19 protein-coding genes are annotated in these 24781 nt (G+C 71.5%); 5 read left to right on the forward strand and 14 right to left on the reverse strand.

Annotated features, from left to right (window positions below; genetic code table 11):
• Positions 1-14: 14 nt before the first annotated feature.
• Together betA and betB are read right to left on the reverse strand one after the other, a co-directional pair.
• On the reverse strand, positions 15-1676 hold the full coding sequence (gene betA / locus YU1_RS0108885; RefSeq protein WP_425339143.1) for a choline dehydrogenase: 1662 nt from the start codon (positions 1674-1676) through the stop codon (positions 15-17).
• Positions 1677-1687: 11 nt separating this feature from the next.
• Positions 1688-3790, reverse strand: a complete 2103-nt coding sequence (gene betB / locus YU1_RS0108890; RefSeq protein ID WP_084539757.1) for a betaine-aldehyde dehydrogenase — start codon at positions 3788-3790, stop codon at positions 1688-1690.
• A 313-nt stretch (positions 3791-4103) separates the two neighbouring features.
• On the opposite strand from betB, the gene YU1_RS0108895 reads away from it, so the two are divergent.
• The 3 genes from YU1_RS0108895 to choV all read left to right on the forward strand — a co-directional run bounded on the left by YU1_RS0108895 (position 4104) and on the right by choV (position 7233).
• On the forward strand, positions 4104-5069 hold the full coding sequence (locus YU1_RS0108895; protein WP_035714557.1) for a choline ABC transporter substrate-binding protein: 966 nt from the start codon (positions 4104-4106) through the stop codon (positions 5067-5069).
• Positions 5070-5142: 73 nt separating this feature from the next.
• Positions 5143-6003 carry a choline ABC transporter permease subunit gene (choW, locus tag YU1_RS0108900; RefSeq protein ID WP_029003762.1) on the forward strand — a complete coding sequence of 287 codons (861 nt, stop codon included), beginning with the start codon at positions 5143-5145 and terminating at the stop codon, positions 6001-6003.
• Between the two features lie 3 nt (positions 6004-6006).
• Positions 6007-7233: a choline ABC transporter ATP-binding protein gene (gene choV, locus YU1_RS0108905; protein WP_051356662.1), complete on the forward strand. Its 1227-nt coding sequence runs from the start codon at positions 6007-6009 to the stop codon at positions 7231-7233.
• A 10-nt stretch (positions 7234-7243) separates the two neighbouring features.
• On the opposite strand, the gene YU1_RS0108910 is transcribed toward choV, so the two are convergent.
• Positions 7244-8632, reverse strand: a complete 1389-nt coding sequence (locus tag YU1_RS0108910) for a CoA transferase (RefSeq protein ID WP_029003764.1) — start codon at positions 8630-8632, stop codon at positions 7244-7246.
• A gap of 91 nt (positions 8633-8723) precedes the next feature.
• Between YU1_RS0108910 and YU1_RS0108915 the strand changes: the two genes are divergently transcribed.
• Positions 8724-9902, forward strand: a complete 1179-nt coding sequence (locus YU1_RS0108915) for a citrate synthase family protein (RefSeq protein ID WP_029003765.1) — start codon at positions 8724-8726, stop codon at positions 9900-9902.
• Positions 9903-9935: 33 nt separating this feature from the next.
• On the opposite strand, the gene glyA is transcribed toward YU1_RS0108915, so the two are convergent.
• Positions 9936-11216, reverse strand: a complete 1281-nt coding sequence (gene glyA / locus YU1_RS0108920) for a serine hydroxymethyltransferase (protein ID WP_051356663.1) — start codon at positions 11214-11216, stop codon at positions 9936-9938.
• Between the two features lie 129 nt (positions 11217-11345).
• The gene (locus YU1_RS0108925) at positions 11346-12695 is read right to left on the reverse strand and encodes an L-serine ammonia-lyase (RefSeq protein ID WP_029003767.1); all 1350 of its coding nucleotides are present in this window, start codon (positions 12693-12695) and stop codon (positions 11346-11348) included.
• A 226-nt stretch (positions 12696-12921) separates the two neighbouring features.
• Here YU1_RS0108925 and YU1_RS28705 point away from each other — a divergent pair, with 226 nt between their 5' ends.
• Complete coding sequence (locus YU1_RS28705) at positions 12922-13980, forward strand: GlxA family transcriptional regulator (RefSeq protein ID WP_051356664.1); 1059 nt, start codon at positions 12922-12924, stop codon at positions 13978-13980.
• 263 nt (positions 13981-14243) lie between these two features.
• Here YU1_RS28705 and YU1_RS0108935 read toward each other — a convergent pair whose 3' ends face one another.
• The 9 genes from YU1_RS0108935 to YU1_RS0108980 all read right to left on the reverse strand — a co-directional run bounded on the left by YU1_RS0108935 (position 14244) and on the right by YU1_RS0108980 (position 24714).
• The gene (locus YU1_RS0108935; RefSeq protein ID WP_029003768.1) at positions 14244-14735 is read right to left on the reverse strand and encodes a hypothetical protein; all 492 of its coding nucleotides are present in this window, start codon (positions 14733-14735) and stop codon (positions 14244-14246) included.
• A gap of 257 nt (positions 14736-14992) precedes the next feature.
• Positions 14993-16111: an NAD(P)/FAD-dependent oxidoreductase gene (locus YU1_RS0108945; RefSeq protein WP_029003769.1), complete on the reverse strand. Its 1119-nt coding sequence runs from the start codon at positions 16109-16111 to the stop codon at positions 14993-14995.
• Positions 16112-16389: 278 nt separating this feature from the next.
• The gene (locus YU1_RS0108950; protein WP_029003770.1) at positions 16390-17763 is read right to left on the reverse strand and encodes an FAD/NAD(P)-dependent oxidoreductase; all 1374 of its coding nucleotides are present in this window, start codon (positions 17761-17763) and stop codon (positions 16390-16392) included.
• Positions 17760-18035 (reverse strand): (2Fe-2S)-binding protein, encoded by a 276-nt coding sequence (locus YU1_RS0108955; RefSeq protein WP_035714559.1) that lies wholly within the window; start codon positions 18033-18035, stop codon positions 17760-17762. Before YU1_RS0108955 ends, YU1_RS0108950 begins: the two co-directional genes overlap by 4 nt.
• On the reverse strand, positions 18032-18727 hold the full coding sequence (locus YU1_RS0108960) for an SDR family NAD(P)-dependent oxidoreductase (RefSeq protein ID WP_029003772.1): 696 nt from the start codon (positions 18725-18727) through the stop codon (positions 18032-18034). Before YU1_RS0108960 ends, YU1_RS0108955 begins: the two co-directional genes overlap by 4 nt.
• Positions 18720-19760 (reverse strand): ABC transporter ATP-binding protein, encoded by a 1041-nt coding sequence (locus YU1_RS0108965; RefSeq protein ID WP_051356665.1) that lies wholly within the window; start codon positions 19758-19760, stop codon positions 18720-18722. Before YU1_RS0108965 ends, YU1_RS0108960 begins: the two co-directional genes overlap by 8 nt.
• Positions 19757-21697, reverse strand: a complete 1941-nt coding sequence (locus YU1_RS0108970; RefSeq protein ID WP_029003774.1) for a dipeptide/oligopeptide/nickel ABC transporter permease/ATP-binding protein — start codon at positions 21695-21697, stop codon at positions 19757-19759. Before YU1_RS0108970 ends, YU1_RS0108965 begins: the two co-directional genes overlap by 4 nt.
• The gene (locus tag YU1_RS0108975; RefSeq protein WP_029003775.1) at positions 21694-22647 is read right to left on the reverse strand and encodes an ABC transporter permease; all 954 of its coding nucleotides are present in this window, start codon (positions 22645-22647) and stop codon (positions 21694-21696) included. Before YU1_RS0108975 ends, YU1_RS0108970 begins: the two co-directional genes overlap by 4 nt.
• A 540-nt stretch (positions 22648-23187) precedes the next feature.
• Positions 23188-24714, reverse strand: coding sequence for an ABC transporter substrate-binding protein (locus YU1_RS0108980; RefSeq protein ID WP_029003776.1), 1527 nt, complete (start codon positions 24712-24714; stop codon positions 23188-23190).
• Positions 24715-24781: the final 67 nt, after the last annotated feature.

Here is a 24781-nt window from a genome sequence, read left to right on the forward strand (position 1 = left end):
CGCCCTTCACCGGGTCAGCGCTGCGCGGTCTGCCAGTCCGGCGCGGTGTAGTAGGGCGCGTTGGAGGCGGCCAGCGGCGGCTTGCCGAGGATGATGTCGGCCGCCTTCTCACCGATCATGATGGTGGGGGCGTTGAGATTGCCTGTGGTGACGGACGGCATGATGGAACTGTCCACCACGCGCAGGCCCTCCACGCCGATGACCTTAGTGTCCGGCGTCACCACCGCCATGGGGTCGTCCGCCTCGCCCATCCGGCAGCTGCAGGACGGGTGGAAGGCGCTCTCCACCTTCTCGCGGATGAAGGCGTCGATGGCGTCGTCCGAGGTCACGTCCGCGCCGGGCTGGATCTCCCGTCCGCGATAGGGATCGAACGCCGCCTGGGCGAAGATCTCGCGGGTGAGGCGCACGCAGGCGCGCATCTCGGCGATGTCGTCCTCATGGCCGAGATAGTTGAAGAAGATGCGTGGATGATCCTTCGGATCGCGCGATCTCAGCCGTACCCAGCCCCGGCTCTTGCTGCGCATCGGCCCCACATGGGCCTGGAAGCCGTGCTCGCTGGCGAGGCCCTTGCCGTCATAGGTCACGGCCAGCGGGATGAAATGATACTGGATGTCCGGATAGCGGATGCCGGCGCGCGAGCGGATGAAGCCGCAGGTCTCGAAATGGTTGCTGGCGCCGAGCCCGGTGCGGGTGAACAGCCATTGCGCGCCCACGAGGCCGCGCGGGATCAGGCCGGTGCTGGAATAGAGCGTGATCGGCTGGGTGCAGGCCATCTGGAAGTAGAACTCCAGATGGTCCTGCAAATTCTCGCCGACGCCGGGCCGGTCGGCGCGCACCTCGATGCCCAGCAGCCGCAGTTCGCTGGCGGGCCCGATGCCGGAGAGCTTGAGCAGCTTGGGCGAATTGATCGGGCCGGCGGCGAGGATCACCTCGCGCCGCGCACGGGCTTCATGCGCGACCCCGTCCCGCTCGTAGCGCACGCCCACCGCCTGTCGCCCCTCGAACAGGATCTGCGAGACGAGGGCATGGGTGACAAGGCTGAGATTCGCCCGCTTCAGGGCGGGTTTCAGGTAGGCATTGGCGGCGGACCAGCGCACGCCGTCCTTCACCGTCATGTCCATGCGCCCGAAGCCGTCCTGCTGGGCGCCGTTGATGTCGGCGGTGGCAGGATAGCCGGCCTGCTTGGCGGCGTCCACGAAGACATTGTAGAGCGGGTTCTCCGCCTTGCCATATTGCGTGGCGAGCGGGCCGGAGGCGCCGCGATAGGTGTCGCCCCCCTCCCGCCGGCTCTCGGCGCGCTGGAAATAGGGCAGCACGTGGCGATAGCCCCAGCCTGCCGCGCCTTCCTCCTCCCAGCGGTCGAAATCGTGCGGATTGCCGCGCACATAGACCATGCCGTTGACCGAGGACGAACCGCCGATCACCTTGCCGCGCGGGCACACCAGGCGGCGCCCGCCGAGGCCCGGCTCGGGCTCGGTCTCGAAGCCCCAATTGTACTTAGGCATGTTCATGGGGATGGACAGCGCCGCCGGCATCTGGATCAGCACCGAGCGGTCGGAGCCGCCGAACTCCAGCACCTGCACCGTATGCCGGCCATCCGCGGAGAGCCGGTCGGCCAGGACACTGCCGGCCGAGCCGGAGCCCACGATCACATAGTCGAACGTTTCGGTGGCCACAGTGCGCTCCATCAATAGGGCGAGGCCACGGGGCCGAGATTGACGTAGACGCTCTTGATCTGGGTGTAGTGCTCGATGGCGGCACGGCCGTTCTCGCGCCCCAGGCCTGACTGCTTGAAGCCGCCGAACGGCAGCTCGATGGGCGTGATGTTGTACTGGTTGATCCAGCAGGTGCCCGCCTCAAGCCGGGCGATGACGCGGTGGGCGCGGGCGAGGTTGGTGGTGAACACGCCCGCCGCGAGGCCGAAGGCGGTGTCGTTGGCCCGCGCGATCACCTCGTCCTCGTCCTCGAAGCCGAGCACGGACATGACCGGGCCGAAGATCTCCTCGCGCACGTTCGGCATGTCGTCCGTGCAGTCCGCGAAGACGGTGGGGGCGACGAACCAGCCGCGCTTCAGGACACCCGTCTCGACGCGGTGGCCGCCCGCCACGAGGCGCGCCCCGGCGGCCTTCGCGGCCTCGATATAGCCGAGCACCTTGCGCATGTGCGGCTCAGAAATGAGCGCGCCCACATGGGTGGTGGGATCGAGCGGATCGCCGACGATCATCTTCGCCGTGCGCTCCGCCAGTTGCGCCAGGAACGCCTCGTGGATGCCGGCGTGGACAAAGACGCGGGTGCCGTTGGAGCAGATCTCGCCGCCGGAATAGAAATTGCCCAGCATGGCGGCGGAGACCGCGTCCGTGATGTCGGCATCCTCGAACACGATCAGCGGCGACTTGCCGCCCAGTTCCAGCGTCACGTGCTTCAGCGTGGCGGCGGCATCCGCCATCACCTTCCGCCCGGTGCCGGCCTCGCCGGTGAGCGACACCTTGGCGATGCCGGGATGGCGGGTGAGCAGGCGGCCGGTCTCGGCGAAGCCCTGCACCACGTTGAACACGCCGTCGGGCAGCCCCGCCTCGGTGAAGATCTCGGCCAGCTTCACGGCGGTGAGCGGGGTCAGCTCCGCCGGCTTGAAGATCATGGCGTTGCCGCAGGCCAGCGCCGGCGCCGCCTTCCAGCAGGCGATCTGGAGCGGATAGTTCCAGGCGCCGATGCCGGCCACGACACCCAGGGGCTCGCGCCGCGTATAGCCGAACGCCTCCGGGCCAAGGTCCACATGCTCGCCGGTGAGGGTGGGCGCGAGGCCGGCGAAATAGTCCAGGCAGTCGGCGCCGGACAGCACGTCCACGACGCTGGTTTCCTGGATCGGCTTGCCGGTGTCGAGCGTCTCCAGTCGCGCCAGCTCGTCATTGCGCGCGCGCAGCAGGTCGGCGGCGCGGCGCAGGATGCGGCCGCGCTCGGCCCCGGTCATGGCCGCCCATGTCTTCTGCCCGGCCTGCGCTGCGGCCACCGCCCGGTCCACCTCGGCGGGGCCGGCGATCTCGATTTCGGCAAGCAGCTCGCCGGTGGCCGGGTTGCGGGTGGCGAAGGTCGCCTTGTCCATGCTGGCCACGGGGCCGCCGCCGATCTGGTTGCGCACCGGGCCGGCCTGCGCGGTGGGCTCGGCCGGGAGCATCACGGTGCTCGGCCGGGGCGGGGCGGCGGCGATCTGGGAATCGGCGAAGGCGGTGGCGATGGTGCGGGCCACCACGCTGTCCGGCTCGCCCGCATTGGAGAGGGTGGCGCGCAGCCACAGGCCGTCGATGACCGCGGCGATGGATATGGCGATGCGCTGGGCGTCCTCCGGCGCCACCAGCCGCTTTAGCGCATGCACGAGGTCGGACAGCATGCGGCGCTGGTAGACGTTCTGCACCCGGGCGAAACGCTGCTCGTGGATGACCTGGCCCCAGAAGGCGAGCCAGACGCTGGAGGTGCGGCGGTCGAATTCCTCCGGCGCGAGATTGGCCTCGATCACCGCCTGCACCCGCTCGCGCGGGGTGCGGGCGGCGGCGAGGCGGCGGGCGGTGCCTTCCGCGAGGCGGCGCGCCAGGTGGCGCAGGGTGGCTTCCAGGAGGCCGTTCTTGTCGCCGAAATAATGCGCCACGAGGCCGGGGGAGACGTTCGCCCGGCGGGCGATCTGCATCAGCGTGGTGGCGACGAAGCCGATGTCCGCAAGGCAGGCGATGGTGGCATCGATCAGTTGCTGACGCCGCGCATCCTCGGCCTCGGTGCGGGCGTGCGCTGCGTCTGCCATGACAAGCCTCCTGCGGTGAGTGCGTTGATTATACGTTCAATCATTCTCATGCCCAGCGCAAAAGACGTGCAGTGAGTGCTTTGCTTCAGTCGCCCGCGGCTGGGCGGTGGCATATTGCAGTGCCTTACTTTTCATCGTTGAACGGGTAAATAATGCGCGTGACAAACCGCCGCGATGAGTCTTGAATGCTCGTTCAATGGAGCCCGTCCAATGTGGCCCGCGCAAGACGGCCGGAGCATCACGGCCGCCGCCTTCTTTCGAAGTGAAGGGGCCGCGCGTCGCCGGCCCTCCGTCTTTTCGTAGGGGAATGGATATGACTGGCATTCGTGTGTTCAGGACATTGACCACCGCGCTGGCCGTGGGCGCGGCGCTGTTCGCCTTTGCCGGCGGCGCGGCCCGGGCCGCCGATGCGCCGGCCTGCAAGACGGTGCGCTTCGCCGATGTGGGCTGGACCGACATCGCCGCCACCACGGGCCTTGCCTCCACCCTTCTCAAGGGACTGGGCTATACGCCTAAGGTGCAGGTTCTGGCCGTGCCGGTGACCTATACGTCCATGAAGAACAAGGACATCGACGTCTTCCTGGGCAATTGGATGCCGACCATGGAAGCCGACCGCAAGCCCTATGTGGACGACAAGTCGGTGGAGGTGTTGAACGCCAATCTCGAAGGCGCGAAATACACTTTGGCCGTGCCCACCTATCTCTATGACGCGGGCCTCAAGAGCTTCGCCGACATCGCCAAGTTCAAGGACAAGCTGAAGGGCAAGATCTACGGCATCGAGCCGGGCAATGACGGCAACCGGCTGATCATCGGCATGATCAAGGACGACAAGTTCGGCCTCGGCAAGTTCGAGATCGTGGAATCCAGCGAGCAGGGCATGCTCTCGCAGGTAGAGCGCGCCACCAAGCGCAAGGACCCCATCGTCTTCCTCGGCTGGGAACCCCACCCGATGAACACCAAGTATTCCATCAAGTATCTGGCCGGCGGCGACGACATCTTCGGGCCCGATCTCGGCGGCGCCACCATCTACACCAACGTGCGCGCCGGCTGGCTCGGCGAATGCCCCAATGCCGGGACGCTGATCAAGAACCTGAAGTTCAGCCTGCCGCTCGAAAACACCGTGATGGGCTATATCCTGTTCGACGGCATGGACGCGGACAAGGCGGCCGAGAAGTGGCTGAAGGCCAATCCGAAGGCGTGGGAGCCGTGGCTCGCCGGCGTCACCACCATCGACGGCAAGCCGGGCCTCGAAGCGGTGAAGAAATCGCTGAAGATGTGAGCCGGGCCGCCGGCCGTCGCCCCCGCGGCGGCCGGCGGACGTTCATCCCATTCTCCAGGGCGGAGATCGGCCCATGTATGACTGGCTCGTCGACCACAAGATCCCGCTCGGCCAATGGCTCAAGGCGGTGGTGGACTTCCTCAGCACCCATGCCCAGGCGGTGTTCGACCTCATCTCCGCTGTGCTCGGCTGGATGATCGGCAGCCTCACCGATCTGCTGCTGTTCGTGCCGCCGCTGCTGCTCATCGCGCTCTGCGCCATGGGGGCGTATCTCGTCCACCGCTCCATCGGGCTCGCGGTTTTCATCCTCGGGGCGCTGCTGCTGGTGGCCAACCTCGGCTATTGGGACGCCACCATCGAGACGCTGTCGCTGGTGCTGTGCGCCACCTTCGTCTGCGTGCTGATCGGCGTGCCGGTGGGCATCGCCGCGGCGCACCGGCCCTGGCTCTACACCGCCATCCGGCCGGTGCTGGACCTGATGCAGACCATCCCCACCTTCGTCTATCTCATTCCCACCCTGGTGCTGTTCGGCCTCGGCGTGGTGCCGGGCCTCATCTCCACGGTGATCTTCGCGCTGCCGGCGCCCATCCGCCTCACCCACCTCGGTATCTCCTCCGTGCCCTCGGCGCTGGTGGAGGCGGGCGAGGCGTTCGGCGCCACCCGGCGGCAGCTGCTGTTCAAGGTGGAACTGCCTTATGCGCTGCCCACCATCATGGCCGGCATCACCCAGTGCATCATGCTCAGCCTCTCCATGGTGGTCATCGCCGCCTTGGTCGGCTCGGATGGGCTCGGCAAGCCGGTGGTGCGGGCGCTCAACACCGTGAACGTGTCCATGGGCTTCGAGGCCGGCATGGCCATCGTCATCCTCGCCATCGTGCTCGACCGCGTGTGCAAGCGGCCGGACCGCGCCGCGCGCCGCTCCCGGAAGGCCTGACCCATGACCGCCCACAGCACCGTGCCGCCCGAGGCGGCCCAGGTCCGCGCCGCCACCGCCGTCGAATTCCGCAATGTGGACATCGTGTTCGGCCACCAGCGCGCGCGGGCCTTCCCGATGATCGACGCGGGCGCCAGCCGTGACACCATCCTGGCCGCCACCGGCTGCGTGCTCGGCGCGGCGAACGTCAACCTCACCATCGGCCGGGGCGAGATCTGCGTGCTCATGGGCCTGTCCGGCTCCGGCAAGAGCACCATCCTGCGCGCCGTCAACCGCCTCAACACCGTGGCGCGCGGTGAGGTGTTCGTGCATCACGACGGCACGCTGATCGACGTGGCGCGATGCGAGGCCCGCATGCTGCGCGACATCCGCATGCGCACCGTCTCCATGGTGTTCCAGCAGTTCGGCCTGCTGCCCTGGCGCACGGTGCGCGAGAATGTCGGCTTCGGCCTGGAGCTGCGCGGCACGCCCACGGCGGAGCGCAACCGCCTGGTGGACGAGAAGCTGGCCATGGTCGGCCTGTCGCAATGGGCGGACAAATATGCCCACGAGCTGTCCGGCGGCATGCAGCAGCGGGTCGGCCTCGCCCGCGCCTTCGCCACCGACGCCGACATCCTGCTCATGGACGAGCCGTTCTCGGCGCTCGATCCGCTGATCCGAGACAAGCTTCAGGATGAGCTGCTCGACCTCCAGCAGCGCATCCAGAAGACCATCGTCTTCGTCAGCCACGACCTCGACGAAGCGCTGAAGATCGGCAACACCATCGCCATCATGGAGGGCGGGCGCATCGTCCAGGCGGGCACGGCGGAGGACATCCTGCTGCGCCCGGCCGATGCCTATGTGGCGGAGTTCGTGAAGCACATGAACCCGCTCAACGTGTTGCGCGGCAATGCGGTGATGACGCCGGCCAGCGCGCTGCGGCGGGACGATGGGGCGATCCTGCTCGGCCGGGACGGGCAGGTTCGTGTGGTCATCGACGGCGAGGGGCGGCCGGTGTCCGTCTCCCTCAACGGCCGGGAAGGCCGCCTGGTGGCGGCGGACCCGGACAGCGGCGCGGTGGCGCCGGCCGCCGACCTCATCGTCGCGCCGCTCGACCTCAAGCTGAAGGCGGCCATCGCCCTCAAGTGCCAGACCGACCATCCGATCCTGCTGGTGGACAAGCTCGGCCGCCTCGCCGGCCTGTGCGACGACGAGGAGATCTATCGCGGCCTGCTGCGGCGCGGCTCCTGACGGCGGGCCGCTACCACGCGGCCTCGGTCATGCCGAGCGGCCCGGCCGGCCGGGCCCAGGCCATGGGCAGGCCCGGAATCAGCAGCGGCGGGCGGAGGCGATGGGCGGGTCCCCAGCCGGTCTGCTCCAGCCCCGGCGCGTAGTCTTGCGCCTCCGCCGCCCCTAACTGATCGGACGGGGCGGCGGCGGGTAGGGAAACCAGCAGTTCCGCCACCCGCGCCAGCGAGGTGCGCCAGAGCGAGCCGCGGCCGGTCGCCCGCCGCAGGGCGAGGCCCCGCAGCGCGGCGGCGGCCAGCAGATAGCCTGCCGCATGGTCCAGCGCCTGTACCGGCAAAGGCTTGGGCCGGTCGGTACCGTAGGCCCGCATGCCCGCCTCCGCGATGCCGCAGCTCATCTGCACCAGGCTGTCGAAGCCCCGCCGCCGCGCCCAGGGGCCGGTCCAGCCATAGGCATCCAGCGACACGTCCACGAGGCCGGGGCGGATCGCCTGCCGTGCCGCCGGGCCGAGGCCCAGGCGCTCCAGCGCGTCCGAGCGATAGCCGTGCACCATCACGTCCGCCTGCCCCAGCAGGGCCGCGAGCCGCGCGCGCCCTTCCGGCAGGCGCAGGTCGAGCCGGGCGCAGCGCTTGCCGAGGGTCGTGTCGGGCAGCACGGCGGGCTCGTCCCAGAACGGCGGATCGATGCGCAGCACGTCGGCGCCGAAGCCGGCGAGGACGCGTGTGGCGACCGGGCCGGCGAGGACCCGGGTGAGGTCGAGCACCTTGAGCCCGGCGAGCGGCCGCCCCGCCGGGATCGCCCGCTCCGGCCGGTCGCTCGCCGCCCCGTCCTCGCGCCAGAACAAGGGCTCCGCCGCCACCGCCTGCCCCTGCGGATGGGCCAGCCAGTCCGCCCGGCTGCGCATCAGGGCCGCGCAGCCGCCCCGGTCCACCACGGCGGCCTCAAGCTCCGCGCCGCGCCATCCCGCCACCGCCCCGGCAACGGCCGTGCGATCGGCGGCGACGCCGAGGACGGCGAGGGCGGCATCGCGGTGGTGCGGGGCATTGGTGTGGAGGCGGATCCAGCCGTCCGCCATCGGATAGTCCCCGGCGATGGGGTCCCACACCGGCGGCGGCGTCCAGCCCTGCGCCTTCAGCGAGGTGCCGAACCAGAGCGAGGCGAGGCGCCGGTCCACCAGCACCGGCGGGGCGCCGCCCCCGGCCGCATAGTCCGCCAGCGCCAAGCCAACGGTGGCCACCGATGCGGCCGCGAGATCACTCACCGCGAAGGCCGAGGGCAGGCTTTGCCCACCGGCCTGCCGCACGGCGCCGAGCCGTGCCGGATCGCCGCCGAGCCCGGCCCAGGCGGCGGCGAGGGCATCGGAGAACGGATCGGGCGTGGGGGCGGAAAGCGGAGAGGGCATGGCGCGCTCCTGTGGTGCGGATACGCTTCACATGCGGGCCGAAACCACATATCGTCAACGTTGATAATATGAATCAATATCCAAGGTCGCCATGGACCGCTATCTCGGCGCCGAGGAGGCCGCAGCCCGGCTCGGCGTCTCGCGCCAGACGCTCTACGCTTATGTCAGCCGGGGCCTGCTGAAGGCCCATGACGGCGCCGACCCGCGCCAGAGCCGGTATCTGGCGGAGGATGTGGCGCGCCTCGCCAAGGAGCGGCGGCGCGGCCGCCGGCCCAAGGAAATCGCCCGCTCGACCCTCGACTGGGGCCTGCCGGTGCTGGAATCCGCGCTCACGCTGATCGAGGGCGAGCGGCTCTATTTCCGCGGCCGGGACGCGGCTGCCCTCGCTGAACATGCGACCTTGGAGGACATCGCCGGCCTGCTCTGGCATGTGGAGCCGGCGCTCGCCTTTCCCTCCCGGGCGCCGGACGTCCCGCCTGCCTATGCGGCGCTGCTGCCCTGCCTCGCGCCGCAGCCGGCCAACGAGACGCTGCTGCCCCTGTTCGCCGCCGCCACCGACGATGACGCCACCGCGTCCTGGCGCGACCCCGGGCTGGAAGCGCGCGGCGCCGGCGCGCTGGTGCGCCATCTGGCGGCGGCGGCCTTGCGCGCGGCGCCGTCAGCCGAGCCGGTGCATCTGCAACTGGCCCGCGCCTTCGGCACCGATGCGGCGGGCGCCGACCTCATCCGCCGCGCGCTGGTATTGTGCGCCGACCATGAGCTCAACGCCTCCGGCTTCACCGCCCGCTGTGTTGCCTCCACCGGCGCCTCGCTGCGGGCGGCGGTGATCGGCGGGCTGGCGGCGCTCAGCGGCTTCCGCCATGGCGGGGCGACGGCGCGGGTGGAGAGCTTCTGGGGGAGCCTGGACGGCGGGGATATGGCGGGCAGGATCCGCCGCCGGCTGGAGAGCGGCGAGCCGCTTCCCGGCTTTCACCATCCGCTCTATCCGAACGGCGATGTGCGGGCCAAGGCGCTGCTGCCGCTGGTGCTGCCGCGCCTGCCGCAGGCGGGTGAGATCATCACCTGCGTGGCCGATCTCACCGGACAGCCGCCATCCATCGATTTCGCATTGGTGGCGCTGCGGCGGGCGCTCGGCCTGCCGGAGGGCTCGGCCTTCCTGCTGTTCGCCATCGGCCGCTGCGTGGGCTGGATCGCCCATGCGCGCGAGCAGCGGGCGACGCAGGCCCTGATCCGGCCGCGCGCGGTCTATACCGGGCCACGCCCGGATTGAGCGGGCGCCCGGCGTCGGCCGGGCGCCCCGGTTTCACAGCGTCGGATAGAGCGGGAAGCGCCGGCACAGGGCGCCCACCTGATCGCGCACCCGCGCCTCGGTCAGGCTGTTGCCGGCCTCGCCGCTCTGGGCAAGCCCTTGCAGCACCTCGGCGATCATGTCGCCCACCTGCTCGAACTCGGCGAGGCCGAAGCCGCGCGTGGTGCCGGCCGGGGTGCCGAGGCGGATGCCGGAGGTGACAGCGGGCTTCCGCGGATCGAACGGAATGCCGTTCTTGTTGCAGGTGAGGCCCGCCCGCTCCAGGGCGATCTCCGCCGCCTTGCCGGTGACGTTGAAGGGCCGCAGGTCCACCAGCACCATGTGGCTGTCGGTGCCGCCGGAGACGATGGCCGCGCCCCTGTCCGTCAGCCGCGCGGCCAGCGCGCGGGCGTTGGAGACAACCTGGAGGGCATAGGTGCGGAACTCCGGCGTCAGCGCCTCGCCGAAGGCCACCGCCTTGGCCGCGATCACGTGCATCAGCGGCCCGCCCTGGAGGCCGGGGAAGACGGCGGAGTTGAGCTTCTTCGCCAGCGCCTCGTCATTGGTGAGCACCAGCCCGCCGCGCGGGCCGCGCAGGGTCTTGTGGGTGGTGGTGGTGACGATGTGGGCGTGCGGGAAGGGGGAGGGATAGGCCCCGGCCACGATCAGCCCGGCATAATGGGCCGCATCCACCATCAGGTGCGCGCCCACCTGGTCGGCGATGGCGCGGAAGCGGGCGAAATCGATGATGCGCGGATAGGACGAGCCGCCGGCGATGATCAGCTTCGGCCGGTGCTCCAGGGCGAGGCGCTCCACCTCATCATAGTCGATCAGCGCGGTGTCCGGGCTCACCCCGTAGCCGACCGCCTTGAACCACTTGCCGGACAAGGTGGGCGGGGCGCCGTGGGTGAGGTGGCCGCCGGCGGCGAGCGACATGCCGAGCAGCGTGTCGCCGGGCTGGAGCAGGGCCATCAGCACGGCGGCATTGGCCTGGGCGCCCGAGTGCGGCTGCACATTGGCGAAGCCGCAGCCGAACAGCTGCTTCGCCCGGTCGATGGCGATCTCCTCCACCACGTCCACATGCTCGCAGCCGCCATAGTAGCGTTTGCCCGGCAGGCCCTCGGCATATTTGTTCGTCAGAACAGAGCCTTGCGCGGCGAGCACGGCCTCCGAGACGATGTTCTCCGAGGCGATCAGTTCGATCTGCTCCTGCTGGCGGCGCAGCTCGGCGCCGATGGCATCGAACACCGCCGGATCGGCGAAGGGGGCGGACGTGGGCTTCATCTGCACGTTCATGGGCGTCCTCTTCTTGTTGGAAGGCAAGGGGTTATGGGCAAGCGACGGCGTTCGGCCCGGCGCGGGCCGGGTCGTGGGGCAGGCGGGACCAGGGTAGGGCGGGACCTGGGCCGGCTCAGGCGGCGCGGATCAGCACTCGGGCACGTTCACGGCGAGGCCGCCCTGCGAGGTCTCCTTGTATTTGGACTGCATGTCGGCGCCGGTCTGGCGCATGGTCTCGATCACCTGGTCGAGCGAGACGTGGTGGATGCCGTCGCCGCGCAGCGCCAGCGAGGCGGCGGCGATGGCCTTGTTGGCGCCGAAGGCGTTGCGCTCGATGCAGGGGATCTGCACCAGCCCGCCGATGGGGTCGCAGGTCATGCCCAGATGGTGCTCCATGGCGATCTCGGCGGCGTTCTCGATCTGCTCGGGGCTCGCCCCCAGCACCGCCGCCAGCCCGGCGGCGGCCATGGAGGCGGCCGAGCCCACCTCGCCCTGGCAGCCCACCTCGGCGCCCGAGATGGAGGCGTTGCGCTTGATCAGGCTGCCCACCGCCGCCGCCGTCAGCAGGAAGGCGCGGACCTCCTCCGGGCCGACCTCCTGGCAGAAGTCGCTGGCATAGCGCAGCACCGCGGGGACGATGCCGGCGGCGCCGTTGGTGGGGGCGGTGACCACCCGTCCGCCGGCGGCGTTCTCTTCGTTCACCGCGATGGCGAAGACCGAGACCCAGTCCATGATCTCGTGCGGCGGGCGCTGGTTGAGGCCCCGGTCGGCCTCCAGCTTCTCGCGGATCGCCTTGGCCCGGCGCTTCACGCGCAGGCGCCCCGGCAGGCTGCCATCCACCGCCAAGCCCCGGTCGATGCAGGCGAACATGGCCCCCGCGATGGCGTCGAGCCCGGCCTCCACCTCGGCGCGGGGCTTCAGGGCGCACTCATTGGCCATCTGCACCTCGGCGATGGAGAGGCCGGTGCGGGCGCAGGCGGTGAGCAGATCGGCGGCGCAGTCGAACGGGTGGGGCACCGGGTGCTCGGCCACCTCCTGGGTCTCGCCGTCCGCCACCACGAAGCCGCCGCCGATGGAATAGAAGATCCGCTCGGCGCTGATCCCGCCGTCGCCGTCATAGGCGCGGAACCGCATGCCGTTGGTGTGGCGCGGCAGCAGGGTCTTGAAATCGAAGATCAAATCGGCGTCCGGATCGAACCCGGCGCGGCCGCCGTCCGGCGCGTCCACCGCCTTCTCGATGGCCAGGCGGGCGATCAGGGCGGGCACGTCGTCCGGCTCCAGGGTGGCGGGCACGGCGCCGAGCAGGCCCAGGCAGACGGCCCGGTCGGTGGCGTGGCCCTTGCCGGTCCAGGCCAGCGAGCCGAACAGCTCGGCGGTGATCCGGGCGGTGCCGGCCGGCAGGGCATCGCGGAACCGCTTGCCGGCGACCATCGGGCCGACGGTATGGGAGGAGGAGGGGCCGACGCCGATCTTGAACAGGTCGAACACGCTGATCATCGCTTCCCTCTCCGCCGGACGCCGGGCCGCCCACTGTCAAGGGCCGGAACCGGGCGGCCATAAGGCAGCCCGGGCCAGGGCCCGCGCGAGGGCGGGGATCGGCACGCCGCGCCTCGGCAGCATGGACCTTGCCCGAAGGGGTGTCTTGCATCTCGGCCCGGTGCGCCTAGGATCTGGAACAAATGCGACATCCTTGCCCTATTCCCGTTCCCGCCGGGGCCGTCCGATGAGCCCGGACGCCGCCGCCCGCCCGCCGGCCCGCCGCGCGGTGCCCGCTGCCAAGCTGCGGGTGGGGTTCGTGCTGATGCACAACTTCACTCTCACCGCCTTCTCCAGCTTCGTGGACGTGCTGCGCCTCGCTGCCGACGAGGGCGACCGCTCGCGGCCCATCGCCTGCTCCTGGCAGGTGATGACCCCCGGCCGCCGCCCGGCGCGCTCCTCCTGCGGGGTGGAGATCCAGCCCGGCGCCGACCTCGCCGACCCCGAGGGCTTCGACTATATCGTCGTGGTGGGCGGCCTGCTGCACGGCATGCCGCCTTTGCCGCCCGCGCTCGCCGCCTATCTGGAGGCCGCCGCGCGGGCCGGCGTCACCCTGGTCGGGGTATGCACCGGCTCGTTCGTGCTGTGCCGGCTCGGCCTCATGAGCCAGCGCAAATGCTGTGTCAGCTGGTACCACTACCGCGATTTCCTGGAGGAATTCCCCGCCCTCGTGCCGGTGGCCGACCGGCTGTTCGTGGTGGACGGCGCGCGCATCACCTGCTCGGGCGGGGCGGGGGTGGCGGACCTCGCCGCCTTCCTGGTGGCCCGCCACCTCGGCCCGGCCACGGCGCAGAAGGCGCTGAACATCCTGCTGATCGACCGGCCGCGCCCGGCCGAGAGCGCCCAGCCCGCCCCGCCGGTGGCCGAGAGCATCGGCCTGGAGGACCGCGTCTCCCGCGCGCTGCTGCTGATGGAGCAGAACCTCGCCGAGCCGCTCTCCGTCGCCCGCATCGCCGCCCGCCTCAATCTCAGCCCGCGCCAGCTGGAGCGGCTGTTCGCCGAGCGGCTGGGGGAGACGCCGCAGGAGAGCTACCTGGCGCTGCGTCTCAGGCACGGGCGCTGGATGCTGGCCAACACCGCCTTCTCGGCGGCGCAGATCGCCGCCGAGCTGGGCTTTGCCGACGGCTCGCATTTCGGCCGCGCCTTCAAGGCCAAGTTCGCCGCGACCCCCGCCGCCTTCCGCAAGACCGCCACCCCGGCGGGACGCAAGGGGGTACGGGGCGCGGTGACGCGGGTGTTCGATTGACGGGGCGCCGGGGCCGGCCTTGCGGCGGGCCGGCCATGGGCGTCGCACCCGTTCCAGACAGAGTGTCGCATCGCCGTGCGCCGTTGGACCGGACTTTCCCATTTGCGACACCGTGTCTTGCGACAGGGATTTTCCCGCCCGGCGGCTGCCCCGCGACCGCGTGTGGCGAACCGGGATCGACACGGACTTCCCCGCTTGCGACATCGGCCGCCGATGCCCCCGGCCTGCGCCGGCCGGGCGCGGGCTCCGTCCGGCGGCGTCCCTCACGCGCTCAGGACGGCGCGGGACAGCGTCTCGATGCCGGCGACGGCCTCCTCAAGGGTATCCCCCACCCGGTCCAGATCGCGCGCCCTGGCATAGGCGGCCCAGACGTCCGCCTTGTACTGGATGATGCTCCGGATGCCGAAATTCTCGGCGGCGCGGATGTCATAGCCGTGCTCGTGCAGGTCGCAGAGCTTGGTCGCCGAGGTGCGCAGCCAGGTGGAGGCGGTGCGCAGCTTGCGGAACGTCAGCCGGGCATCCTCGCCCAGATAGAAGGCCGCCAGCGGCTCCATGGACAGAAACCGTTCGATGAAGTCCAGCCGTTCCCGGATGCGCCGCATCGGCCGCCTGTAGATCTCCGCCGTCCAGTCGATCGGGCTGTTCCGGGGCGGGTCGATATAGGTATTCTCGTCGTCCCGCAGCTCATGCCCGGATCTGATGTACTGGAGCGTGTCGGCGAACAGGTAGGTATCGGAGAGAATGCGGCCGGTCAATTCGATGCGTTGCTGGTCTCTGAGATGATGGAGCTCGCGCTCGAAGCTGTCGCGACGTCGTCCGCCGACGCCTCCGGCGCCCGGCTGCGGCCGTTGCCGGGGCCGTGGCCGGGCGTGGCCCGAAACGAGCCCGCGGATGCTTGAGGAAAAGGCCAGCCGCAAGAATAACAGCGACGATTTGATGAAATAATCTGCTCGGAACATGTCCATGCATCTTCGATGAATGCCGTGTCCCACCACTGCGCATGCTACATCGCCTACGCCGCCCGCGCTGTCCAGCGGCCGATGTCGAACGGGGCCAGCGGCACGTCGGTGGCCCCGTCCAGCACCAGCTCGCTGAGGATGGCGCCGACCCCGGGGCCGAGCTGGAAGCCGTGGCCGGAAAAGCCGAAGGCGTGGATCAGGCGCGGGGTGGTGCGGCTCGGGCCGATCACCGGAATATGGTCCGGCATCTCGCCGTCGATGCCCGACCAGGAGCGGATGACGCAGGCCCCGGCAAGGCTGGGCACCAGGGCTGTGGCCAGCGCCATGGCGGCGCGGGTCTCCTCCGCCGCCGGGCGCGACCAGGGAACGGCGGGATCGCTCACCCCGTGGCCGCCGCCGATGATGACGTTGCCGCGCGGGATCTGCCGCAGGTAGACATTGCCGCCCACCACGCCGAGATTGGGCTCGATGAAGTAGCGGATCGGCTCGGTCACCATCATGTTGGGGCTGAGCGGCTGCACAGGAACGGCCTCGTCGAACGCCGCCGCCACCGTCCCGCCCCAGAAGCCGGCGGTGTTGAGGAGCCAGGCGGCGCGCCACCGGCGCTCCCCGGCGGCCACCTGGAACAGCGTGCCGTCGAAGGCCAGCTCGGTGACCTTGGCGTGCTCCTCGATCACCGCGCCGGCGGCGCGGGCGGCGCGGGCGAGCGCGGGCACCAGCAGGCGCGGGTTGGCGGCGCCGTCCTCGGGGGCCAGCGAGCCGGCGATCACCTTGGGGCCGAGCCAGGGATAGTCCACGTGCAGCGCGTTGCGGCCGACCAGGCGCAGCGGCAGGTCGTAGGCGCGGGCGACGTCCAGATAGGCGACCAGCTCGGCCTCCTCCTCCGGCGTGCGGGCGAGCTTCAGGTGTCCGCTGACGGTGAATTCGGCGTCGGTGCCGGCGATCTCCACCAGGCGGTGCCACAGCGCCATGGAGCGGCGGGCGATGGGCAGTTCGGCCGGGTGGCGGCCCTGCTGGCGCACGCCGCCATAGTTCACGCCCGACGCCTGCCCGCCGACGAGGCCGCGTTCCAGCAGCACGCACGGCACGCCGCGTTGGGCGAGGTGCAGCGCGGCGGAGGTGCCCGCGCCGCCGGCGCCGATGATGAGGACCTCGGTATCGGTGACGCTCATGCCGCGCTCCCGTCTGTTGCGCGTGTGCTCATTTTATCCGCGCCTGCCGTGCTGCGTCCCCGCCGCTGGCGCGGCGCCCCCACCCCAGCCCTCCCCCGCAAGCGGGAGAGGGAGCAGGGGTGCGCCTGGCAGAGCGCGGCGGCGCGTGGGCCGTTGAGCGCGCGCCATCCCCTCGTCGCGCGGCAGAACCCTCTCCCGCTCGCGGGGGAGGGCAGGGTGGGGGCCGAAGCGCAGCTTCGGAAGGGCAGGGTGGTGTCCGAGGGTGTCGGGTGCGCCGCTCATTCCGCCGCCTCGGCGAGCGGGACCGGCTTGACCGGCGGCTGGCCGCGCAGGCGGCCGATGGCGGCCACCTCGCGGTTCAGCGCGGCGGCGAGGATCTCCGCCCCCGCCGGGCCGCACACGCGGCCCTGGCAGCGGCCCATGCCGAGCCGGGTGAAGGCCTTGGCGCGATTCAGTTCGCGCGCGGTGCCGGTGGCCGGCGTGCCGCCGGCGGCGCGCAGGTCGCCGGCGGTGATGGCCTCGCAGCGGCACACCAGGGTGGCGTCCGGCACGGCGCGGGCGAGATCGGCCGGAAACGGAAAGGTCCGCTCCAGCGCGGTGCGGAAGCCGGCGAGGCGGGCGAGCGCGGCGTCCAGAGCGGCCACCGTGTCCTGCGGCACCGGGCGGCCGGTGTCCTCCAGCAGCGCCAAGGCGGCGCGGGCGCCGGCGCGCTCCGCCACGTCGGCCCCGCCGATGCCGGCGCCGTCGCCGGCGAGATAAATGCCGGGCACCGGGGTGCGGCCGGCGATGTCGCGCTCCGGCAGCCAATTGTGCTGGTCGGCATCGAAGCGGAACGGCACGCCGGCGAGATCGGCCAATTGCGCCTCGGGCTTCAGCCCCCAGCCCAGCGCCACGGCATCGCAGGCCAGCGTGCGCGCCGCGCCGCGCGCGGTCTCGAAGGCAAGCCCGCTCACCTGGTCGCCCGCGCCGGTGATGGCGCGGGGGCGCACGCCCTCATAGACCGGCACGCCGGCGGCGCGCACGGCGGCCATGTAATAAAGCCCCTTCCAGAACACCGCGCCGCCCGCCAGCAGGCCGGGGGCGTGGCGCGCCTTGTGGGCGAAGGCGGTGGTGTCCAGCACCGCCGCCGGGCGGGCGCCGGCCTTCAGATACTGATAGGCCAGCAGCCACAGCAGCGGCCCGGTGCCGAGCAGCACGACCTTGTCGCCGATGGCGCAGCCCTGCGTCTTCAGGGCGATCTGCGCGGCGCCGAGCGTGGTCACGCCCGGCCGGGTCCAGCCGGGCACCGGCACCACCCGGTCCATGGCGCCGGTGCAGAGGAGCGCGGCGTCGAAATCCAGCGTGGCCTGCGTGCCCGCGCTCAGCACCTCCAGGCGCCGCCGGTGCGGATCGATATGCCAGACCAGCGTATTGGGGCGCCAGTCGGCGTGGGCCTTCAAGGCGTCGAGCGTGGCGTGCAGCGCGGTGGCGCGCTTGGCCTCGAAGCCGTAGAGGCGGCGGGCGTCGCGGGAGAGTTGGGCGGGCGGGCGCTGGTAGATGCGGCCGCCGCCGTCGGGCGCCTCGTCGAGCCAGAGCGGGGTGAGCCCCGCCGCCACCAGTTGCTCCACCGCGCGGACCCCGGCGGGCCCGGCGCCGACCACCGCCACTTTCATAGGCGCCTCACCACCATGCCGTCCGCGGCCGGCGTGGCGCAGGCGCGCACGCGGCCGAGGCCGTCCACCGCCACCCAGCAATCCTGGCAGGCGCCCATGTGGCAGAAGCCGGCGCGCGGCTCCTGGGCGAACAGGTTGGGGCTGAGATGCCCGGCGCCGCCCGCCAGCAGAGCGGTGAGCAGGGTGTCGCCGTCCTGCGCGCTGACCGGCGCGCCGTCGAGGGTCAGGGCGATCGGCGCCCGGCCGGCGTCGCGCAGCCGCTTCAGCCTCACAGCATGTCCTCCCTCTGGCAGTTGACCAGAAGCTCGGCGATGCTCGCCGTGTTGGGCAGGCCGATGAGCGTCTCCACCAGCGCGGCGATGTCCTCCGGCCGGGTCATGGCGGCGCGCGGCACCTTGGTGACATGGGCGGTCATGTCGGTGTCCACGAAGCCGGGGCACAGCGCGGTGGCGCGGATGCCGTGCTCCCAGCCCTGCTGGCGCACGCCGTGGGTGAGGGCGAGGAGGGCGAACTTGCTCATGGCATAGCCCACGTTCTCGTTGCGCACGCGCTTGCCGGACAGCGAGGCCACGTTCACCACCCGGCCGCTGCCGGAGGCGATGAGATGCGGCCAGGCGGCGCGGATCACCCGCATCGGCCCCTTGGCGTTGATGGTCCATTGCGCGTCGAAGGCGGTCTCGTCCGCATCCAGGAAGCGCGCCACGGGATTGATGCCGGCGGCGTTGATGAGCACGTCGATGCGGCCGAAGGCGGCATGGGCCTCGGCCACCCAGGCTGTCGCGCCGTCGGGCTCGCCGGCATCGAAGCGGGCGGCGTGGACGCCCTCCGGCAGGCTGGCGCGCCTCGGATCGCGCACGCCGGCGCTGATGTGGTAGCCGGCCGCCGACAGGCGCGCGGCGATGGCCTTGCCGATGCCGCGCGTGGCGCCGGAGACGAGGGCGACGCGGCCCTTGGGATCAAGCATGGGCGGCTCCGTGCGCGAGGTCCGCCAGAGCGGGCGGGCAGGCGAGGCGCCGGCCGGGGCCGGCGGGCAGCAGCTCGGGCAGCGCCTCCGCGCAGGCCGGCTGCGCCCGCGCGCAGCGGGTGCGGAAGGCGCAGCCGGAGGGCGGGTTGGCCGGGCTCGGCATCTCGCCCGACAGCACCGCGCGGGCGCCGGGGGCGGCATGCATGGAGGGCGTCGCGGCCAGCAGCGCCTGGGTATAGGGATGGCGCGGCTGGGCGAACAGGGCGGCGGCGGGCGCCTCCTCCACCACGCGGCCAAGATACATCACCACCACCCGGTCGCAGAGGTGGCGCACCACATGCAGGTCGTGGCTGATGAAGATCAGCCCGAGGCCGAGCCGGGTGCGCAGGTCTTTGAGCAGGTTCACCACCTGCGCCTGCACCGAGACGTCCAGCGCCGAGACCGGCTCGTCCGCCACCAGCACGTCGGGATCGGTGGAGAGCGCGCGGGCGATGGCGATGCGCTGGCGCTGGCCGCCGGAAAATTCGTGCGGCAGGCGGCCGGCATGGGCGGGGTCGAGCCCCACCTGGGCCAGCAGGTCGGCCACCCGCGCCTGCGCTTCGGCGGGGGCGGCGAGGTGGTGGATGAGGATGCCGTCGGCGATCTGGTCGCCGATGGAGCGGCGCGGGTCGAGGCTGGCGAACGGGTCCTGGAACACCAGCTGCATGCGCCGGCGCAGGGCGCGGAGCTGGCGCCTGGGCAGCCGGGCGAGGTCCTGGCCGTCGAACAGCACCCGCCCGGCGCTGGCCGGGGTGAGGTGCAGCAGCACGCGGGCGAGCGTGCTCTTGCCGCAGCCGCTCTCGCCCACCACGCCCACGGCCTCGCCGCGCGCCAAGGCGAAATCCACCCCGCGCAGGGCCAGCACCTCATGGCCGCGCCCCAAGAGGCCGCCGCGCCCCTTGAAGCCGCGGGTCAGGCCCTCGGCGCGCAGCAGCGGCGCGCGGTCGGGGAAGGGTAAGGGCGGGTTGAGCGGGGGAATGATGTGGGCGGTCATGCCACCTCCATCCAGCGGATGCAGCGGGCGATGCGGCCGGGGGCCACCTCGATGCTGGCAGGGGGGGTGCTGTCGCAGGCCGGGGTGGCGAAGCCGCAGCGCGGGGCGAAGCGGCAGCCGGGCGGCAGCGCGGCCGGGGACGGCACGGTGCCGGGAATGGCGGTCAGCTCCTCGGCCTCGCTCTCCGGCGCGCTCGCCAGCAAAGCGGCGGTGTAGGGATGGCGCGGCCGGGCGAACACCTCGGCCACCGGGCCTTCCTCCACCACCTCGCCGGCATACATCACCACCACCTTGTCGGCGATCTGGCGCACCACGGCGAGATTGTGGGTGACGAACAGCAGGCCCATTCCCGTCGTGTCCTTGCCCTCCGTGTCCTTGCCCTCCTGGCCCCGGCCGCTGCCGCTCTCGCCCTTGAGGTCGGCCAGGAGGTCGAGGATCTGCGCCTGCACGGTGACGTCGAGCGCGGTGGTGGGCTCGTCGGCGATCAGCAGGCGCGGGGTGTTGGCGACCGCCGCGGCGATCATCACCCGCTGCTTCTGGCCGCCGGACAGTTCGTGCGGGAAGGCGCCGGCGCGCCGCTCCGGATCGGGCAGGCCGACGCGGCGGAACAGCGCCACCACCTTGGCCTTCGCCGCGCGGGCCGAGCCCTCGCCAGTCATCCCGCCGCCATGGGCGCGGATGGCTTCGGCCACCTGCTTGCCGCAGCGGTGCACCGGGTTGAGGCTGGCGGAGGGGTCCTGGAAGATGATGGACAGGTCGTTGCCGCGCAGCCGGCGCATCTGGCCCTCCGGCAAATGCAGCAGGTCGGCCACCGTGCCGTCGCGGCGCGAGAAGCGGATCGAGCCGCCCGCCGGCGTCACCACCGGCGGCAGCAGCCCCATGACGGCGAGCGCGGTCAGCGTCTTGCCCGAGCCGCTCTCGCCCACCAGCGCCACCGTCTCGCCCGGCGCCACGCCGAACGAGACGCCGCGCACCACGTTCAGCGGCCCGGCGGGGGTCTTGAGGCTGAGCGTCAGGTTGTCGATGCGCACCAGCGAGGGGGCGGGCTCGGTGGTGGCCTGCGGCAGCGCGGCGGAGCGGGCGCGGCGCAGGAAGCCGGGGATCACCCCCATGGCCGCGCCGCGCGGGTCCATCACGTCGCGCAGCCGGTCGCACACCACGTTGAGCAGCAGCACCGTGCCGGCGAGCGCCAGGCAGGGCCACAGCAGCAGCAGCGGCGCCTGCTCCATCACCGAGCGGGCGGAGCGGATCATCAGCCCCCAGGAGGGGGAGGGCGGCACCACGCCGAGGCCGAGGAAGGAGAGCCCGCTCTCCAGCATCATGGCCGCCGCGACCGTCAGCGAGAACTGCACCAGCAAAGGCGGGGCGATGTTGGGCAGCACGGTGCGGAACAGCACGCGCGCGGAGGTGGCGCCGAGCGCGGTCTGCGCCGTCACATAGTCCAGCGTGCGGGCGGACAGGGTCTCGGCATAGGCGACGCGGGCATAGCCGGGGGTGAACAATATGGTCAGCACCAGCACCAGCGTCACCGCGCCGGGGCCGAGCAGGGTGACCACCAGCAGCGCCAGCAGCATGGGCGGGAAGCACAGCACCACTTCGGCGAGGCGCACGCTCATCAGCTCCACCACGCCGCGGAAATAGCCGCCGACGAGGCCGAGCAGGGTGCCGATCAGCCCGGCGCAGGCGGCGGCGAGGATGGAGACGGACAGCGACACCCGCCCGCCCCAGATGATGCGGGAGAAGACGTCGCGGCCGTATTCGTCCTGGCCCAGCAGGTGGCCGAGGGAGGGCGTGGACAGGCGCTCGGACACCTGCTGCTTCACCGGGTCGGCCAGCGGCAGCAGCGGAGCGGCGGCGACCGTGAGCAGCACCAAGGCGAGCAGCGCGCCGGGCAGCACCAGGCGGTGGAAGCGGGGGGAGGCGAGAGAAGCGCTCATGCGTGGCGCACCCGGGGATCGAGGGCGGCGTAGGCGAGGTCCACCACCAGGTTCAGGAACACGAACAGGATGGAGATGGCGAGCACGATGCCGAGCACTTCGGGATAATCGCGCGCCTCCACCGAGCGCACCAGGTAGCCGGAGAGGCCGGGCCAGTTGAACACGTATTCAACAAGCACCGTGCCGCCGAGCAGGGCGCCGAGGTGCAGCGCCACCACGGTGAGCACGGGGGAGAGCGCGTTGCGCAGCACGTGGCGCAGGATGATGAGGCGCGGCCCGACGCCGCGCGCCTGCGCCGCCCGCACATGGTCGCGCCCCAGCACCTCCAGCACCGAGGAGCGGGTAACGCGGAACACCACGGCGGCGAGCCCCACGGCGATGGTGCCGGCCGGCATCAGCAGCAATGCGAGATGGCGGCCGGGGTTCTGCGCCAGCGGCACGTAGCCGCCGGCCGACACCCAGCCGAGCTTCTGGGCGAAGATCAGGATGGCGAGCGTGCCCACCACGAACACCGGCACCGAGAGCGCCACGCCGGCGATGACGCTGGCGACGCGATCCAGCCGGCCGCCCACCCTGAGCGCCGCCGCCGTGCCGAACGGCATGCCGATGGCGAGCGCCAGCACCGCCGCGCCGCCGATCAGCTCCAGCGTGCGCGGCAGGCGCAGCGCGATCTCGGCGGCAACCGGATGGTCGTCCTGGAGCGAGGTGCCGAAATTGCCGTGCAGCAGGCCCACCCAATAGGTGAAATATTGCTGGATCAGCGGCAGGTCGAGCCCGAGCCGCTCGCGCAGCTCGGCCACGGCGGCCGGGTCGGGCGCGACGCCGCCCTGGGACAGCAGCAGCTCGGCCGGATCGCCCGGTATGAGGTGGATCACCAGGAACACCAGTGTGGCCACCAGCCAGACCAGCACGAGGGCGATGCCGGTGCGGCGCAGCGCGAAGGCGAGCATCAGTCACGGCCTCCCGGGGGTGAGGGTGAAGGGATTTTGGCCCGCGCGGGACCTGCGGCCGGTCGCGGGGGGATGGCGCGTCACCCCCCTCCCCAGCCCTCCCCCGCAAGGGGGGAGGGGGCGCGGGTGCGTGGGATGAGGGGCGGCGGATTCAAGGCGAAGGCGGATGGGCAGCGGCGTGCACGCCATCCTGCGGGCGTGCGGCAGAACCCTCTCCCGCTTGCGGGGGAGGGCAGGGAGGGGGCCGAAGCGCAGCTTCGGAGAAGGCGGGCGGTGTGCGGTGGGAGCCGGCGTGCGGGGTCGGTGCGTCCCCGCCGCTGGCGCGGCGCCCCCACCCCAACCCTCCCCCGCAAGCGGGAGAGGGAGCACGGTCGCGCCCGGGAGAGGGAGGTGCGCCCCGCCCGCCCGCTGCGGGCCCAGATCTTCCTCCACTGCGCGGTAGAGGGGGCACAGCCGCGCGGGGTGAGGGGCGCGCGCTCCGTTGCCGCCCGCGGGCGGGAGACAGCGTGTGGCGCGCATGCGTCCCCGCTCCGCCATGGCTCAGCCGACCGTCGTGGTTTCGAAGGTCTCGCCGGAATAGAAGGTCAGCGCGCCCGGCATGTTCTTGAAGCCGGTCACCTCCTTGCGCATGGCGTAGCCCTGGCTGCGCAGGGCGAGGCCCACCATCGGCACCTGGTCGATCGCCACCTGCTCCAGCTCGTGATAGATCGCCTTGCGCTTCACCTCGTCGAATTCCTCGCGCCCGGCCTGGAACAGCTCGGTGAGCTTGGGGATCGAGAGGTTGTAGCTGCGCACGTAGGAGGGCGAGAGGCTGCCGTCCACATAGCCGGACAGGCCGTCCGGGTCGTTGCTGTCGGCCGAGGTGCCCATGATGGCGAAGTCGTACTGGCCGCGGTTGCCCAGCGACACGCGGGTCGCCCAGTCCGGCAGGTTCAGCTCGGCATTGATGCCGACCGCCGCCAGATGCTGCTGCACCACTTCCGCCGTGTCCTTGTGCATGCCGTATTGCGCGGTCGACAGCAGCTTGCAGTTCAGCCCGCCGCCGAAGCCGGCCTCGGCCAGCAGCTTCTTCGACAGGTCGGGATTATAGGCCCAGCCCTCGACGAGGTCGGGGTTGAAGAAGGCGCTTTCCTTGGGGATCGGCAGGTGCGCCAGCGGCGCGCCCCGGCCGAAGAAGGCGCTCTTGACGATCTCCTCGCGGCGGATGGCGTGGGCCACCGCCTTGCGCACGCGGGCATCGTTGAACGGCGGGCGCGAGCCGTTGAAGATCACCGACATGAACGGCCCGTCCACGGCGTCGAGCTTCAGGGCCGGGTCCTTCTCGATGCTGGCCATGGCCTGCCACGGCACGTATTCGATCAGGTCCACGTCGCCGCTCTGGAGCGCGGCCACGCGCAGGTTCTCGTCGGCATAGACGACGATGCGGATGCCCTTCAGCTTGGGCATGCCGGGGCGGTAATAGTGCGGGCTCGCCTCCAGGTCCATGGACACGCCGCGCTCGGCGTCCTTCAGGATGAACGGGCCGGCGCCGATCTGCTGGCTGGCGGTGGAGGCCTTCGACATGATCGGCATGTGGTAGCTGGCCATCAGCAGCGGCAGCGTCACGGTCGGCTGCTTCAGCACCAGGCGCACGGTCTTGTCGTCCGGGGTCTCGATCTTCTCGACCCCCTGCATCTCGGTGCGCTGGAAGGCGGTGGACTTCTCGCCCGCCACCTGCTCGATGGTCCACTTCACGTCGGCGGACGTGACCTTCTCGCCATTGCTGAACTTGGCGTCGCGCAGCTTGAACACCCAGGCGTTCTTGCCGTCCGGCGCCCAGCTCTCCGCCAGCTCGCCGCGGATCTTGCCGTCCGGGCCGTAGGAGGTGAGGCCGCGATAGAGGGCGAGCTTCACGGTGGCCGAGGCGGTGCCGGCATTGGCCCAGGGCTGCACGCTGGGCGGGAAGCTGGAGATGCCGAAGGTGAGGATGCCCGGCGTGCGGGCCTGGGCGCCGGGAATGCGCAGCATCGGCACCATGGCCGCTGCGGCGGCGCCGGCGAGAATTGAGCGGCGGGTCAGGTCGGCCATGTCCATGTCTCCGGTAGAGCGGGGCAAGGCCGCATGGCGCGGCTGGCCCGGAAGCGAACAAAGGTCG

Source organism: Azorhizobium doebereinerae UFLA1-100 (assembly GCF_000473085.1).
GTDB classification, from domain to species: domain Bacteria; phylum Pseudomonadota; class Alphaproteobacteria; order Rhizobiales; family Xanthobacteraceae; genus Azorhizobium; species Azorhizobium doebereinerae.